This is a genomic window from uncultured Jatrophihabitans sp. (assembly GCF_964252635.1).
Classification (GTDB): domain Bacteria; phylum Actinomycetota; class Actinomycetes; order Mycobacteriales; family Jatrophihabitantaceae; genus Jatrophihabitans.
The window spans coordinates 45,599-58,758 of sequence record NZ_CAXUNP010000022.1 but is presented as its reverse complement, the minus strand read 5'-3'; the positions used below and the strand labels follow the sequence as shown (position 1 = coordinate 58,758).

Here is a 13,160-nt window from a genome sequence, read left to right as displayed (position 1 = left end):
CGACCCGGGCGCAACCACGGCAGCGGCGGTCAGCGGCGCCGCGAACTGGGTCGCGTAGCGCCCGCAGCCCAGCCACGTGGCGTGCACCCCGCGCAGGGTGGCTGCGGTGGTGCCGGCGGTCGGCACGTCCGCGCGACGCAGCAGCCGGCGGGTGGTGAGGGCGGTGGCCGCCGTCGCGCCGACAGCCGCCACCGGGCGGCGGGCAAGCAGCGCCGCCACGGCGAGCGCGGGCCACGGCATCAGCACCAGCGGGGCCGCCAGCTGCGGGTGGGCCGAGGCCAGCGGGCCGGCAGACGTGCCGTACCGGAAGCGGCGGGCCAGCAGCGGTCGCCACCGCTCGGGCTCGTGGTGACGGACCTCGACCTCGGGTTGGTAACGCACCCGCAGCCCCGCGGCGTCCAGCCGCCAGACGAGGTCGACGTCCTCGCCGTAACGCAGGCTGGGCTCGAACACGTAGCCGCCGCGAGCGACCGAGCGCAGGGCGGACACCCGCGCGACCAGGGCTGCCGTCGGCACGTACGCGACCCGGGCGTCGGCGCGCACCCGGCTCGAAACGGCGCCGAGGTCCAGGTTGCCCCGCGCGGCCGTGTAGCGCCCGGCCCAGGTGGGCGCGGCCGTGCCCACGATGCGCGGCGCCACGGCCGCGACCAGCGGGTCGGCGAGGTGGGCGAGCAGAGGCGCGAGCCAACCGGGCGGCACCACGCAGTCGCTGTCCAGGAAGGCCACGACGTCGTCCGGCCCGAGCGCGTCGAGCGCGGTGTTGCGTGCCGCCGCCGGGCCGCCGTTGATCTCGCGACGGACGAGGCGCGCGCCGTGCTCCGCCGCGACCTTGGCCACCGCGTCCGGGTCGGCCGAGCCGTCGTCGACCACCAGCACCGGCACCGCACCGGCGATCGAGGCCAGGCAGCGGTCCAGTTCCTGCGCGCGGTCCAGGACCGGGACGACGACGGTGACGTCCGCGTGGCCCGGCCCTGCGCCGTCCGGGGGCACGGGATGGGCCAGGCCGGCGTCGGTGAGTCGGCGGGCCAGCAGGCCCTCGGCGCGGGTCGTCACCGGCCTGTCCGCGAGCGCCGCCCACGCCTGCACGCCCGCACCGGTGAGCCGCAGCACCCGGTTGGGGACGCCCCCGGCGAGCAGATCGGGCCGCAGCAGCTTCAGGCTCGGGTCGAGATCCAGGCGGAAGCCCGGAGGCAGCGGCTGGTTCACAAGGCCAGCCCTCCGTCGACCGGCACGACGGCACCGGTCATGGCGCCGCTGTCGGGGCCGGCCAGGAACGCGAGCACCGCGGCCACCTCGGCCGGGTCGAGCAGGCGGCGCTGGGGCTGCTGGCCGGCGAACGCCTCGGCGTCGGGCAGGCCGTACAGGCGGGCGCTCTCGTCCAGGATCGGCGTACGGGTCGAACCCGGACTGACCGCGTTCGCGGTCACGCCGGTGTCGGCGAGCTCGGCCCCGAGTGCGCGGACGAGCCCCGCGACGCCGGCCTTGGCCGCGCAGTACGCGGCCAGCATGGGCAGGCCGCGGGTGGCCGCGGCCGACGCGACGGCCACGAAGCGCCCGCTGCGCGGAGCCGGGCGCCGCATCAGCGCGGGGATCGCGGCGCGGGCCAGGGTCAGCACTCCCCCGAGGTTGATGTCGAGCACGGCCTGCTGCTGGGCGACCGGGGACTCCCACAGCGGCACGCCGCCCGCGATCACGCCCGCCACGGCCAGGGCCGCGTCCAGGCCGCCGAACCGCTCCTCCGCGTCGGCCACGGCGGCGTCGATCGCGGCCTGGTCGCGGACGTCGGCGAGCCGCGCCACGACCCGGGTCTCGCCGGCCCGCTCGTTCGCGGCGTGCACGACCGCGTCGAGCTCGGCCTCGGTGCCGAGCGCGTAGGGCAGGTCGGGGTCGTCCGAGCCGCGATCGACGGCCACCACCGACCAACCCACGTCGACCAGCGCGTGCACGGTCGCCGCGCCGATGCCCCGCGCCGCCCCCGTCACCAACGCCACCCGGGTCGCCGCCGTCATGCCGCCGCCGTCCCGACCCAGGCGGCGAACTCGGCCAGCATCGCGTCGGCAATCGCGTCGAGCAGGCGCTGTCCCTCGTCCGCGGATGCACCGGTGGGGTCGCCCAGCACGCCGGTGCGCGTCACCGCGGCGATGCCGCCGGACCGCAGCAGCGGGAGCAGCTCGGCGAGCGGACGCGTGTCCCCGGTCTCGGCGAGCTCGCTGCGAACCGCATCCGGCCGCAGCGCGAGCATCAGCGACGTCTCGGACCGACCGGCGTGTGCGTCGCCCGCGTAGCGGGGCAGGAACAGACGGACGTCACGTCCCTCGTAGCGCAACAGCTCGACCGCGCGCTCGAGCGGCGCGCAGTTGCCGCCGTGGCCGTTGACGAGGGCCACCCGCGAGAACGTGTCCGTCGCCGACCGTCCCAGCTCGACGACCAGGTGCTCCAGGGCCTCCGCCCCGATGGACACCGTCCCGGCGAACCCCGCATGCTCCCCGCTCGAGCCGTAGGGCAGCGCCGGCGCGACGAGCACGTCCGGACGGGCCGCGGCCAGGCGGTCGCACAGGGCCTGCGCGACCTCGGTGTCCGTCGTCAGCGGCAGGTGCGCGCCGTGCTGCTCGGTCGAGCCGAGCGGAACGGCCAGCACCGCGCCGTCCGCGGCGCGGGCACGCACCTGCGGGGAGGTCAGGTCGGCAAGCCGGACCCCCGAGTCGTGCCGCACGTCAAGACTCCCCGTCAGCCGCCGGACGGGACCAGCCCGGCCAGCGGGTTCTCGTCGCACGCCGTCACCGGTGGGCGGCGATTGACGATCGTGTCCTCGACCGGCCGCGCGGTGAGGGTGAGCGCCACCGCCTTGCGGGTGGTGCGGTGCGAGTGGTCGAGCGACGGCTTGGGATTGGACGACGCGTCGATCAACGTCAGCGCCCGCTCGCCGTGGCCCTTCACGCACTCGGGGTCGGGGCCGTCGAGCGGCAGGCCGGTGAAGAACTTGGCGGCCATGCAGCCGCCCCGGCAGGCGTCGAACGCCGAGCACGACGTGCACGCGCCGCCGTTCTGCGGCTCGCGCAGCTCGGTGAACAGGTCGGACGTCTGCCACACGCCCTTGAACCCGCCCTCGCGGCGGACGTTGCCGGCCAGGAAGTTCTCGTGGATCGCGAACGGGCAGGCGTAGACGTTACCGACCGGGTCGATGAGGCACACGACGCGGCCCGCGCCGCACAGGTTCAGGCCGGGCATCGCGCCGTCGCCGTAGCCGGCGAGGTGGAAGAACGAATCGCCGGTCAGCACGTTCTCGCCGTGCGCGACCAGCCAGTCGTAGAGCTCGCGCTGCTGTTCGCTCGTGACGTGCAGCTCGTCCCACACGTCGGCGCCGCGGCCGGACGGGCGCAGCCGGGTGATGCGCAGCTGGGCGTCGAAGCGGTCGGCGATGGCCTTGAACGCGTCGAGCTGGCCGACGTTCTGCCGAGTCATCACCACCGAGATCTTGAAACCCGTGAAGCCCGCGTCGGCCAGGTTCTGCATGGCCCGCATCGCGGTGTCGAACGAGCCGGGGCCGCGGACCGGGTCGTTGATCTCGGCGGTGGCGCCGTCGAGCGAGATCTGCACGTCGACGTAGTCGCTGCCCGCCAGACGCTGCGCGACCTCCGGCGTGATCTTGACGCCGTTGGTCGAGAACTTCACCCCGACGTGGTGTTCGGTGGCGTAGTCGACGAGCTCCCAGAAGTCACTGCGGACCGTCGGCTCGCCGCCGCCGATGTTGACGTAGAAGACCTGCATGCGCTCGAGCTCGTCGATCACCGCCTTGCACTCGGCCGTCGACAGTTCGCGCGGGTCGCGGCGGCCCGAGCTGGACAGGCAGTGCACGCACGACAGGTTGCACGCGTAGGTCAGCTCCCACGTCAGACAGATCGGGGCGTCGAGACCGAACTGGAACTGCTCGACGAGGGGCAGCGGTGCGGTGGTCGTAGGTGCAGCGGTGACGGGAGCGATGCTCATGCGGCAGTCCTTCGTCGGATCATCTGCGAGTTGGCCAGGGTGGTGAGCGCGGCGCGGTAGGACGGCAGCTGGGCCTCGGTGACGCCGGCCCGCTCGCACGCCGTGTCGGCGTCCGGCGCGGCCGGCAGTTCCTCGAGCACACGCAGCAGCATCGGGTCCTTGAGGAACGACAGCCGACGCGTGCCGAAGTGGTAGAGCAGCGCGCCGAAGCGCTCGGGCCGGATGGACACCTGGGCGTGGACCGCCCAGGCGCCCGCCGGGTCGAAGCCGTCAGGAATGCTCATGCGTCAGTAGACGCCACACATGCCGTCGATCGAGACCTCCTCGACCAGCACGTCCTCGACCACGGCGTCCTGCTGGTCGGGGGCGGCGTCCGGGGTGATGTCGTCGCGGACGGCGGGGGTCGGTGTCGGGTCAGCAGCCATGGATGCGCTCCTCGGGGCGTCGGATTGTTTCGTCACCCGGTGACGAATACCGCGGTACGCTAACGTCGCGCAGGTCAGACCACAAGAGATCCCGACACAAACTGGTCGTTCAGGCAGGTGGACGGTGAGTGAGTCCGTGGCGGTCGAACCGTCCCGTCGCGGTCGTCCGCCGGGGACGAGCGGCCGGGCGCTCGAGGTCATCGCGCTCGCGCTGTTCACCGAGCAGGGTTTCGACGCCACCACGACCGACCAGATCGCCGCCGCCGCGGGTGTCAGCAAGCGCACGTTCTTCCGCTACTTCGACTCCAAGGCCGACGTGCTGTGGAGCGCTTTCGACGCCGAGGTCGAGAACATCCGGCTGACCCTGGCGCGGGTGCCCGTGGACCAGCCGGTGATGGACGCGGTGCGCCAGGCCGTGCTCGAGGTCAACCACTACCGGGCCGAGGACGTCCCCGAGTTGCGGACCCGGATGAACCTCATCGGCGCCGTGCCCGAGCTCGGCGCCAGCGCCGCGGTGCACTACGACGCCTGGGGACGTGCGGTCAGCACCTTCGTGGCGGCCCGCACGGGCCAGCCCGCCGACTCGCTGTACCCGCTCACCGTCGGCCGGGCCACCCTGGCCGCCTGCCGCGCCGCCTACGAGCAGTGGGCGGCGCGGGCCGACGCCGACCTCACCGTCTACCTCGACGCCGCCCTGCGCGCGCTGGCCGCCGGGTTCACCGACGACGTCCTGCACCGTCCTCCGCACGTCCGCGGGACCTGAGTGGACCTGTCCCCGGAGTTGCTCGCGCAGCTCTACACGGCCGCGCCGGACGACTTCCTGTCCGTGCGCCGGTCCCTCGCCGACGACGCGAAGGCGGCGGGTGACACCGAGCTGGCGAAGACGATCGCCGCCCAGCGCAAGCCGACGCTCGGCGCCTGGGTCGTGAACCGGCAGGTGCACGCGGAGCCCGAAGGCGTCGAGCGGCTGGTCGACCTCGGCGCCCGGTTGCGGGACGCGCACGAGCAGCTCGACGCCACCGTCCTGCGCGAATTGTCGACCGAGCGCCGACAGGCCGTCGCCGAGCTGACCAGCGCGGCGCTCGCGCGCTCCGAGCGCGACGACGCCCCGGCCGCGCTGCGCGACGACGTCACCGGGACCTTCGACGCCGCGGTCGCCGACCCGCAGATCGCCGCCCGGCTCGGGCGCCTCACCCGGCCCGAACGGTGGTCCGGCTTCGGGGTGGCCATGGACGCGCCAGCCGGTACGCCGGAGCTGACGGTCATCCGGGGCGGGCGTGACCGGGCCGCGGCGCGCCCACCGGCCCGCCGGCCGAAGGACGAGCCCCGTCCGGACCCCGCGGCCCGGCGCCGCGCCCGCCGCGCCCACGACAAGGCGCAGGCCGCGTTCGACGAGGCCGAGGCCGACCTACGGGCGAGCGAGGACGCCGAGCGCACCGCGCGCGAACGCTTCACCGAGCTGACCGCCGAGCTGGCCCGGGTCGAGGCCGAGCTCGAGCAGGCCAAGCACGACCGCGAGCGGACCCGGCGCGAGGTCAAGTCGGCACACAAGCGGCACCGGGAGGCGCGGTCGGCCCTCGACCGCGCCGACCGGCAGAACAGTCGCTGACCGGGCCCGTCGGCGGCCGACCGGCCGGCGGCCGGGCGGCGGTCAGCGGGCGGTGGCGTCGCGGTGCGCCGAGCGGTACGCGCGCGGGCTGAGCCCGAACTCTCGCCGGAACGCGCGGGAGAAGTACTCGGCCGAGGCGAACCCGCATTCCACCGCCACCCGCTCGACGTGTCCGGGTCCGGTGCGCGAGGCCAGGATCTCGGCGGCACGTTCCAGCCGCCGGCGACGGATCCGGGCGGCCGGGCTCTCGCTGCCGTTGAACGCGCGGTAGAGCTGCCGCAACGAGATGGACAGCTGCGCCGCGATGGAGGCCGGCGTCAGGTTCGGGTCGGTCGCCTGCTCGAAGATGATCGCGTCGGTACGCTGACGCACCTGCTCGACGGCGGCGAGGTCCGGCGAGGCCTTCTGCACCGCAGTGCGCAGCAGCAGCGCGGCCATGGCCGCGAGGTAACGGTCGACGCCCACCAGGCTCGACGCGGTGTTGAGCTCGTCGCCGCCCACCAGCAGCAGCGCGACCGCGGTGCGCAACAGTTGGCTCTGGAACGGCGTGAGGTCGTAGAGGCGTTCGCGCATCGCGCGCACCGCGTTGGGTTCGATGCCGATCGCGGCGAGCGGGATGCTCAGCGTGAACAGGTGGGTGTTGGACACGAACTGCTCGGCGATCTCGTCCATGGGGTCGAAGACGCGCATCGTGCCCACCGACGTCCCGACCGGGTCGAACACCGACCCGCCGCCCTCCATCCGGGCCAGGATCTGCACGCCCCGGTCGAAGGACGGCGCCACGACGCTGCGCGCGGCGCGGTAGAGGTCGGCGCCGCTGAGGGTGGATGCCGACCAGATGCAGCGCGTGCCGCGCAGGCGGGCGCCCTTGAAGAAGTACGGGGCTCGCGCGTGGCGCAACGGCGCGATCTGCAGACCGAGCGGGCCGGTGCGCAACCGGCCCGTCCAGGTGTCGGGGTTGTCGGCGGAGACGTCGAGCCAGGCCACGGCCCCCGGCGGAGGGACCTCGAAACGGCCTGGCGACTCGGTCATCGCGAGCTGCCCGGCGCCCTGTGGACGGGCCAGGATGTCGTGCACACACCGTGTTCACGGCTGCGACCGGCACCTGCCATGACCAGCACGGTAGGTACCCCGGGCAGGGTGCGCAACCCGGATGCGGGCGCCGCGCCGGGCTCAGCCCTGGTCGGCCACCGGCACGCCGTCGCGGCGCACGCGAATCGCGTCCCGCGCCTGCTCCAGCGTCATCTCGCGCCGACGACGCAGCCGGGCCCGCTCGTAGCCGAGCACCTCGCGGATCGGCGGGTCGGTGCCTGCCCCGCTCAGGGCGTAGCCGTTGGCGGTCAACGGGCGGGCCAGAACGCGTTCGGACAGGCCGATCTCGGCGGCGCTGAGCGTCGAACGCCACGCCTCGATCCGGGACGTGTCGAGGCTGCCGCGGGTGCGGTCGTGCCAGGTCTTGCGGCCGGGGACGATCGCGTCGGCTGCGCGCGCGTACTGCAGCATGCCCTCGTCGAAGTCCTCGCCCAGGAAGCCGCAGAGTGCCTCGAGCTCACGTCGCGGGTCGGCGAGCAGGTCCTCATAGCGCAGGTGGTGATAGCTGCCGGCCGGCAGGCGACGCCCGAGACGGGTCAGTCGCGCCTCGGCCAGGGACCAGGCCGTCATGGCCGTCCGGGACGCGAACGGGTACCAGTCGACCGTCTTCAGCGAGGCGACGCACGCCCGCCCGTCCCGCACCAGGTGGACGAACTGCGCGTTCGGGAACAGCCGCAGGATGACGTCCATGCGCTGCCAGTAGGCGGGTCGTTTCTCGCCCCACCGGGCCTTGCCGTGGCTGCGGGCAAAGGCCCGCCACACGGTGCCGGCCGCCGACCCCACGGTCGGAGGCGCGGCGACGATCTCGTCCACGAGACGGTCCCGGTCGAGCTTGAGATCGCCGAAGCGGACGTCCTCGGTGATCGAGACGGCCAGGCGGCGGCGGTTGTCCTCCCGGCCGAGGTCGCCGAAGGAGGCACGGTTGTCGTACACGGAGAGCAGGAAGCGCGTCTCCGGCGGCATGGCGATGCGCGGGTGGGCGTGCAGCATCACGCTGAGCAGGGTGGTGCCGGATCGGGCGTAGCCGACCACGAAGATCGGTCGCACGGTGTTCACGGCGTTGTTCTACCAAACCCTGAGCGGCGTCTCGGGCCCCCCGGGTGGCAGGCTCGGGTGATGAGCGGCGGTCCGGACGGAGTGCCTGCAGCGGCCGACGGGCTGGCGCAGGCCGCGGTGTTCGGCGAGTTCGCCACCGTCCACCAAGGCGGTCCCGCGGCCCGCGGCGTCCCGGTCCGCGACCTGTGCGCCGACCGGTCCGCGCTGAGCCGGCACGTCGCCACCACCCGCGAGGTGCTCGGTGAGCGGGCGGCGGTGCCCGCGTCCCGGGTCGAGCTCCGGGTGGCGGCCTCGGTGTGGTTCCTGGGGCTCGTCGCGCGCCTGGTCTCGGCCCCCGTCGGCGCGCGGGTGCTCGGCGCCGGTTGGGTCCGCCTCCACCCCGCGGACGTGCTGGTGCCGGACGAGCCCGGCCCGGTGACGCTGCGGCCGAGCGGCGTAGCACCGTCGCTGGCCGCAGGCGTGCTGACCCCGGTGGTCATGCCCCTGGCGCGGGCCACGGCGGCCGCAGCCGGGGTCGCGCCACGCATTCTCGTCGGCAACATCGCCTCGGCGGTGGCCGGCGCCGCGGTGGTCATCGCCGCCGTCCGCCCGGAGCTCGCCGGCACCGCCCGTGACCGCACCGTCGAGGCCCTCGCCGAACCCCCACTCGCCGGGGCCGGCGAGGTCACCGCGGCAGGCTTCGTCCGGGCATCCTGCTGCCTGCTCTACCGGGTACCGCCGGGCGGCCTGTGCGGCGACTGCGTGCTGCGCCACCGGTCCGCGCCCGCCTCCCGGGCCTGACCGTCAGCGGAACAGCACTTCCTGGGCGATGCTCGCCACCAGACGCCCGCTCGCGCTGAACACCGAGCCCGAGTACCAGCCACGGCCGTTGCCCACCACGCGTGGCTGGTAGTCCGAGAGCAGCCACTGGTTCGGGTCGGCCGGGGCGTGGAACCACACCGCGTGGTCGACGCTCGCGCCCGGCCGTTCGGGTCCGTCCTCGCTGGGCAGGACCCCGGTGGAGATGTCGGACAGGTAGGTCACCACGCTGGCCTGCGCGAGGGGGTCCTCGGGCACCGGAACGGTCGTCCGGGCCCAGAACCGGGTGGGCCACTCGGCTCTCTCGTAGGGCTGCTCCGGCAGCCGGCTCTCGTAGGAGCACAGGCGGAGCAGGTCGTGCGGCGGGCAGGCCTCCGGCGCGGCGACGTCGGGCATGGCATCGGCCTGCGACACCGACGTCTCCCGACCGACGTGGAACGAGGCGGCCATGTTGAAGATCACCTCGCCGTGCTGGACCGCGACCACGCGACGGGCCGAGAACGAACGGCCGTCGCGATCGCGGTCGACGGTGAAGACGACGCGCTGCTTGGGATCACCCGGGCGCAGGAAGTACCCGTGCAGGGAGTGCGGTGCGCGACCGGCGTCCACCGTCGCGCCGGCGGCCTGGACGGCCTGGGCCGCGACCTGGCCGCCGTACAGCGTGAAGTCCTCGTCGACGACGGTCGTCGAGCGGAACAGGTTCTCCTCCAGCCGTTCCACGGTCAGCAGTTCGCGCAGGTCGACGTCCGCGACGCCGCCGGCTGCCGTCACCGCTGCAGGGCTGGTCGTGTCCACCGCGGAATCGTCGCAGCGGCGCCGTGGACCGACGCGGGCAGGAGGGTCGCGTGCGGCCGAACTCACCTGAGAGCGGGCCGTGGCGATGCATCAACGGGCCCGTCAGCGGGTAGGTGACTGGTCATGAAAACTGTTGACGCCTACGCCACACCCGCCGCCAAGGCCCCGTTCGAGAAGACCCAGATCGAGCGTCGCGACCTCAATCCCGAGGACGTCCTGATCAAGATCGCCTTCGCCGGGATCTGCCACTCCGACATCCACACCGGTCGCGGTGAGTGGGGCGAGACGAACTACCCCCTCGTCCCCGGCCACGAGATCGCCGGCACCGTCGAAGAGGTCGGCAGCGGCGTGCAGAAGTACAAGGTCGGCGACCGCGTCGGCGTCGGCTGCATGGTCTCGTCCTGCGGCGAGTGCGAGAACTGCAAGAACGACGAGGAGCAGTTCTGCCTCAAGGGCATGGTCGGCACGTACGGCGGCATGCTGGACGGCAAGCCCACCGCGGGCGGCTACAGCACCCACATCGTCGTGGACGAGAACTACGTGCTGGGCATCCCGGAGGGCATCGAGCTCGATCAGGCCGCTCCCCTGCTGTGCGCGGGCATCACGCTCTACTCGCCGCTGCACCACTGGGGCGCCGGGCCGGGCAAGAAGGTCGCCATCGTGGGCATGGGCGGCCTGGGCCACATGAGCGTGCAGATCGCCCACGCGATGGGCGCCGAGGTCACCGTGCTGTCCCAGACGCTGTCGAAGGAGGAGGACGGCAAGAAGTTCGGCGCCGACCACTACTACGCCACCAGCGACGACAGCACCTTCGACGACCTCGCGGGTTCCTTCGACCTCATCGTCAATACGGTGTCGGCGTCCCTGCCGATGACCAAGTACCTGTCACTGCTCAAGACCCGCGGCGCCCTGGTCAGCGTCGGCGCGCCCGAGGAGCCGCTCGAGGTTCCCGCGTTCGGCCTCATCGGCGGCGCGAAGATCTGGGCCGGCTCGCAGATCGGCGGCATCAAGGAGACCCAGGAGATGCTCGACTTCTGCGCCGAGCACGACGTGGCCGCCCAGGTCGAGACGATCAGCGCCGACCAGATCGACGAGGCGTGGGACCGCGTCGTCGACAGCGACGTGCGCTACCGCTTCGTCATCGACACCGCGACGATCTGATCGTCACCCCGTACCGCGACACCGGCTCCCGCGCCGCACCTAGGATCTGATCCATGGTGCGCGCGGGAGTCGTCGTCACGGGCACCGAGGTCCTCACCGGTCGCGTCGCCGACCGGAACGGCCCGTGGCTGGCCGACCAGCTCAGGCAGGCGGGCGTCGACATCGCCGACATCGTGGTCGTCGGCGACCGCCCGGACGATCTGCGTGACGCGCTGGCGTTCCTGTCGGGCGTCCAGCTGATTATCACCAGCGGCGGGCTCGGCCCGACGGCCGACGACCTGACCGCGGTCACCGTCGGCGACTTCCAGGGCCGCCCGTCCGCCCTCGATCCCGACCTCGAGCAGCGCATCGCCGACATCGTCGAACGCCTGATGGCGGGGCGCGGCTGGAAGACCGACCCCGAGGCGACGGCAGCGGCCGTCCGCAAGCAGGCGTTCGTCCCCACGGGTGCGTCCGTGCTCGCGCCGGTGGGCACGGCACCCGGTCTCGTGGTGCCGCCCGCAGAGGGCCGGGCCGGGCCGCCGGTCCTCGTCCTGCCCGGGCCGCCCCGTGAGCTGCAGGGCATGTGGGCCGCCGCGCTCGCCGACCCGATTGTCGGCGAGGCGCTGGCGGGCCGGGCTGAGCTGCGGCAGCGCACCATGCGGATCTGGGGCGTGCCGGAGTCCGAGCTGTCGGCCGCGCTGCGGCGGCACGACGACGATCTCGACGGGCTCGAGGTCACCACCTGCATGACGGACGCCGAGCTCGAGATCGTCACCCGCTACGCACCCGATGCGGAACAGGCGTACGACCGGTTGGGCGACGCCCTGGTCGGCGAGTTCGGGGCGGCGCTGTACTCCCGCGACGGGCGCACCGTCGACCGGGTCGTCGCCGACGCCCTGCTCGAGCGCTCGCTGACCATCGCCACCACCGAGTCGTGCACCGCCGGCCTGCTCGCGGGGCGGCTGACCGACCTGCCCGGCTCCTCGGCGTACGTGCTCGGGGGGCTCGTGACCTACTCGAACCTGGCCAAGCACGAGCTCGCGGGCGTACCGATGGAGCTCATCGACCGCGTCGGCGCCGTGAGCGAGGAGGTCGCCGAGGCCATGGCCGCGGGGGCGCGCTGGCGGCTCGGCACCGACGTCGGCGTGGGCATCACCGGCGTGGCCGGGCCGGACGGCGGCACCGCCGAGAAGCCGGTCGGGCTCGTCCACCTGTGCGTGGTCGCGCCCGGACGCACGCTCTCCCGACGGATCAACGTGCCCGGCTCGCGGCGTGACGTCCGCCTGCGCACGGTCGCGGTGGCGATGCACATGATCCGCAGCGTGCTGACCGAGTAACCCGGCCGCTCGTGCCGGGTCCACGCCTGGCAGGGCCGGCGCTCCACGATCCGCGATTCAGGCCAGGCCGCGCACCGAACGGGCCGGCGGCCGGTCGCCACGGATGCTGGCCACCATGTCGAGCGTCTGCCGGGTCTCCGGCACGTTGTGTGCGCGGAACACCCGCGCGCCCACCCACGCCGAGACCGACGTCGCCGCCAGCGTGCCGATGAGGCGCTGCTCGAGCGGGCGGTCGAGCGTCTCGCCGACGAAGTCCTTGTTGGACAGCGACACCAGCACCGACCAGCCGGTCGCGACCATCTCGGGCAGCCGGCGCGTCGCCTCCAGGGAGTGCCGGGTGTTCTTGCCGAAGTCGTGCCCCGGGTCGATGAGCACGCTCTCGTGCGGGACGCCGGCCGACACGGCACGCTCGGCCAGCGACACCGTGCGCGACAGGATGTCGGTCATGACGTCGTCGTAGGTGATCCGGTGCGGGCGGGTGCGCGGCTCGACCCCGCCGGCGTGGGTGCACACGATCCCGACGCCGAACTGCCCGGCGACCTCGACGAGCTCGGGATCCCAGCCGCCCCAGGCGTCGTTGAGCACGTCGGCACCGGCCCGGCACACGGCCTCGCCGACGTCGTGCCGCCACGTGTCGACGCTGATGACCACGTCGGGGAACTCGGCCCGGACCGCGGCCACGAAGGGCACTGTCCGGTCGATCTCCTCGGCCGCGTCGACGGTGTCCCCCGGCGCTGCCTTCACCCCGCCGATGTCGACGATCTCGGCGCCGTCGCGCACGACGTCGCGGACCCGCTGCAACGCGGCGTCGAAGGCGAAGGTCTCGCCGCGGTCGTAGAACGAGTCGGGGGTGCGGTTGACGATGGCCATGACGAGCGGACGATGCTCGCCGAAGTCCTGGCCGCCGAGCCTCAGCAC

General features: G+C 73.6%; 15 protein-coding genes. 5 read left to right on the top strand and 10 right to left on the bottom strand.

From position 1 onward, the window contains the following. From mftF to mftA, 6 genes are all read right to left on the bottom strand, one after another. Nucleotides 1-1,206, bottom strand: a 1,206-nt coding sequence (gene mftF / locus ACFFCA_RS11800) for a mycofactocin biosynthesis glycosyltransferase MftF (RefSeq protein ID WP_375484980.1), incomplete at its 3' end; no start/stop codon positions are given. Continuing rightward, a complete protein-coding gene (locus tag ACFFCA_RS11795) occupies nt 1,203-2,009 on the bottom strand; it encodes a mycofactocin-coupled SDR family oxidoreductase (protein ID WP_375484978.1) in 807 nt (268 codons plus the stop codon). The genes mftF and ACFFCA_RS11795, both read right to left, overlap by 4 nt. Beyond that, on the bottom strand, nt 2,006-2,713 hold the full coding sequence (gene mftE / locus ACFFCA_RS11790) for a mycofactocin biosynthesis peptidyl-dipeptidase MftE (RefSeq protein ID WP_375484976.1): 708 nt from the start codon (nt 2,711-2,713) through the stop codon (nt 2,006-2,008). The genes ACFFCA_RS11795 and mftE overlap by 4 nt, the downstream gene beginning before the upstream one ends. 14 nt (nt 2,714-2,727) lie before the next feature. Further along, the gene (mftC, locus tag ACFFCA_RS11785) at nt 2,728-3,987 is read right to left on the bottom strand and encodes a mycofactocin radical SAM maturase (RefSeq protein ID WP_375484974.1); all 1,260 of its coding nucleotides are present in this window, start codon (nt 3,985-3,987) and stop codon (nt 2,728-2,730) included. After that, entirely contained in the window at nt 3,984-4,271 is a 288-nt protein-coding gene (gene mftB / locus ACFFCA_RS11780) for a mycofactocin biosynthesis chaperone MftB (protein WP_375484972.1), read from the bottom strand. Before mftB ends, mftC begins: the two co-directional genes overlap by 4 nt. Before the next feature lie 3 nt (nt 4,272-4,274). After that, nucleotides 4,275-4,412: a mycofactocin precursor MftA gene (gene mftA, locus ACFFCA_RS11775; RefSeq protein WP_375484970.1), complete on the bottom strand. Its 138-nt coding sequence runs from the start codon at nt 4,410-4,412 to the stop codon at nt 4,275-4,277. 124 nt (nt 4,413-4,536) lie between these two features. Here mftA and mftR point away from each other — a divergent pair, with 124 nt between their 5' ends. Next, nucleotides 4,537-5,175: a mycofactocin system transcriptional regulator gene (mftR, locus tag ACFFCA_RS11770; RefSeq protein ID WP_375484968.1), complete on the top strand. Its 639-nt coding sequence runs from the start codon at nt 4,537-4,539 to the stop codon at nt 5,173-5,175. After that, nucleotides 5,176-6,021 carry a hypothetical protein gene (locus ACFFCA_RS11765; RefSeq protein WP_375484966.1) on the top strand — a complete coding sequence of 282 codons (846 nt, stop codon included), beginning with the start codon at nt 5,176-5,178 and terminating at the stop codon, nt 6,019-6,021. It abuts the gene before it with no gap. A 42-nt stretch (nt 6,022-6,063) separates the two neighbouring features. Here the strand turns inward: ACFFCA_RS11765 and ACFFCA_RS11760 are convergent, their stop codons facing one another. Together ACFFCA_RS11760 and ACFFCA_RS11755 are read right to left on the bottom strand one after the other, a co-directional pair. Beyond that, nucleotides 6,064-7,053, bottom strand: a complete 990-nt coding sequence (locus tag ACFFCA_RS11760) for a helix-turn-helix domain-containing protein (protein WP_375484964.1) — start codon at nt 7,051-7,053, stop codon at nt 6,064-6,066. A 141-nt stretch (nt 7,054-7,194) separates the two neighbouring features. Next, entirely contained in the window at nt 7,195-8,169 is a 975-nt protein-coding gene (locus ACFFCA_RS11755) for a sulfotransferase (protein WP_375484962.1), read from the bottom strand. Between the two features lie 60 nt (nt 8,170-8,229). On the opposite strand from ACFFCA_RS11755, the gene ACFFCA_RS11750 reads away from it, so the two are divergent. Then, the gene (locus ACFFCA_RS11750) at nt 8,230-8,949 is read left to right on the top strand and encodes a (2Fe-2S)-binding protein (protein WP_375484960.1); all 720 of its coding nucleotides are present in this window, start codon (nt 8,230-8,232) and stop codon (nt 8,947-8,949) included. 3 nt (nt 8,950-8,952) lie between these two features. On the opposite strand, the gene ACFFCA_RS11745 is transcribed toward ACFFCA_RS11750, so the two are convergent. Next, nucleotides 8,953-9,762, bottom strand: coding sequence for an acyl-CoA thioesterase (locus ACFFCA_RS11745; protein WP_375484958.1), 810 nt, complete (start codon nt 9,760-9,762; stop codon nt 8,953-8,955). Nucleotides 9,763-9,885: 123 nt separating this feature from the next. Between ACFFCA_RS11745 and ACFFCA_RS11740 the strand changes: the two genes are divergently transcribed. Both ACFFCA_RS11740 and ACFFCA_RS11735 read left to right on the top strand, forming a co-directional pair. Beyond that, nucleotides 9,886-10,923: an NAD(P)-dependent alcohol dehydrogenase gene (locus ACFFCA_RS11740; protein WP_375484956.1), complete on the top strand. Its 1,038-nt coding sequence runs from the start codon at nt 9,886-9,888 to the stop codon at nt 10,921-10,923. Between the two features lie 53 nt (nt 10,924-10,976). Then, nucleotides 10,977-12,242, top strand: a complete 1,266-nt coding sequence (locus tag ACFFCA_RS11735) for a competence/damage-inducible protein A (RefSeq protein WP_375484954.1) — start codon at nt 10,977-10,979, stop codon at nt 12,240-12,242. 57 nt (nt 12,243-12,299) lie between these two features. Here ACFFCA_RS11735 and folP read toward each other — a convergent pair whose 3' ends face one another. After that, nucleotides 12,300-13,160, bottom strand: coding sequence for a dihydropteroate synthase (gene folP / locus ACFFCA_RS11730; RefSeq protein ID WP_375484988.1), 861 nt, complete (start codon nt 13,158-13,160; stop codon nt 12,300-12,302).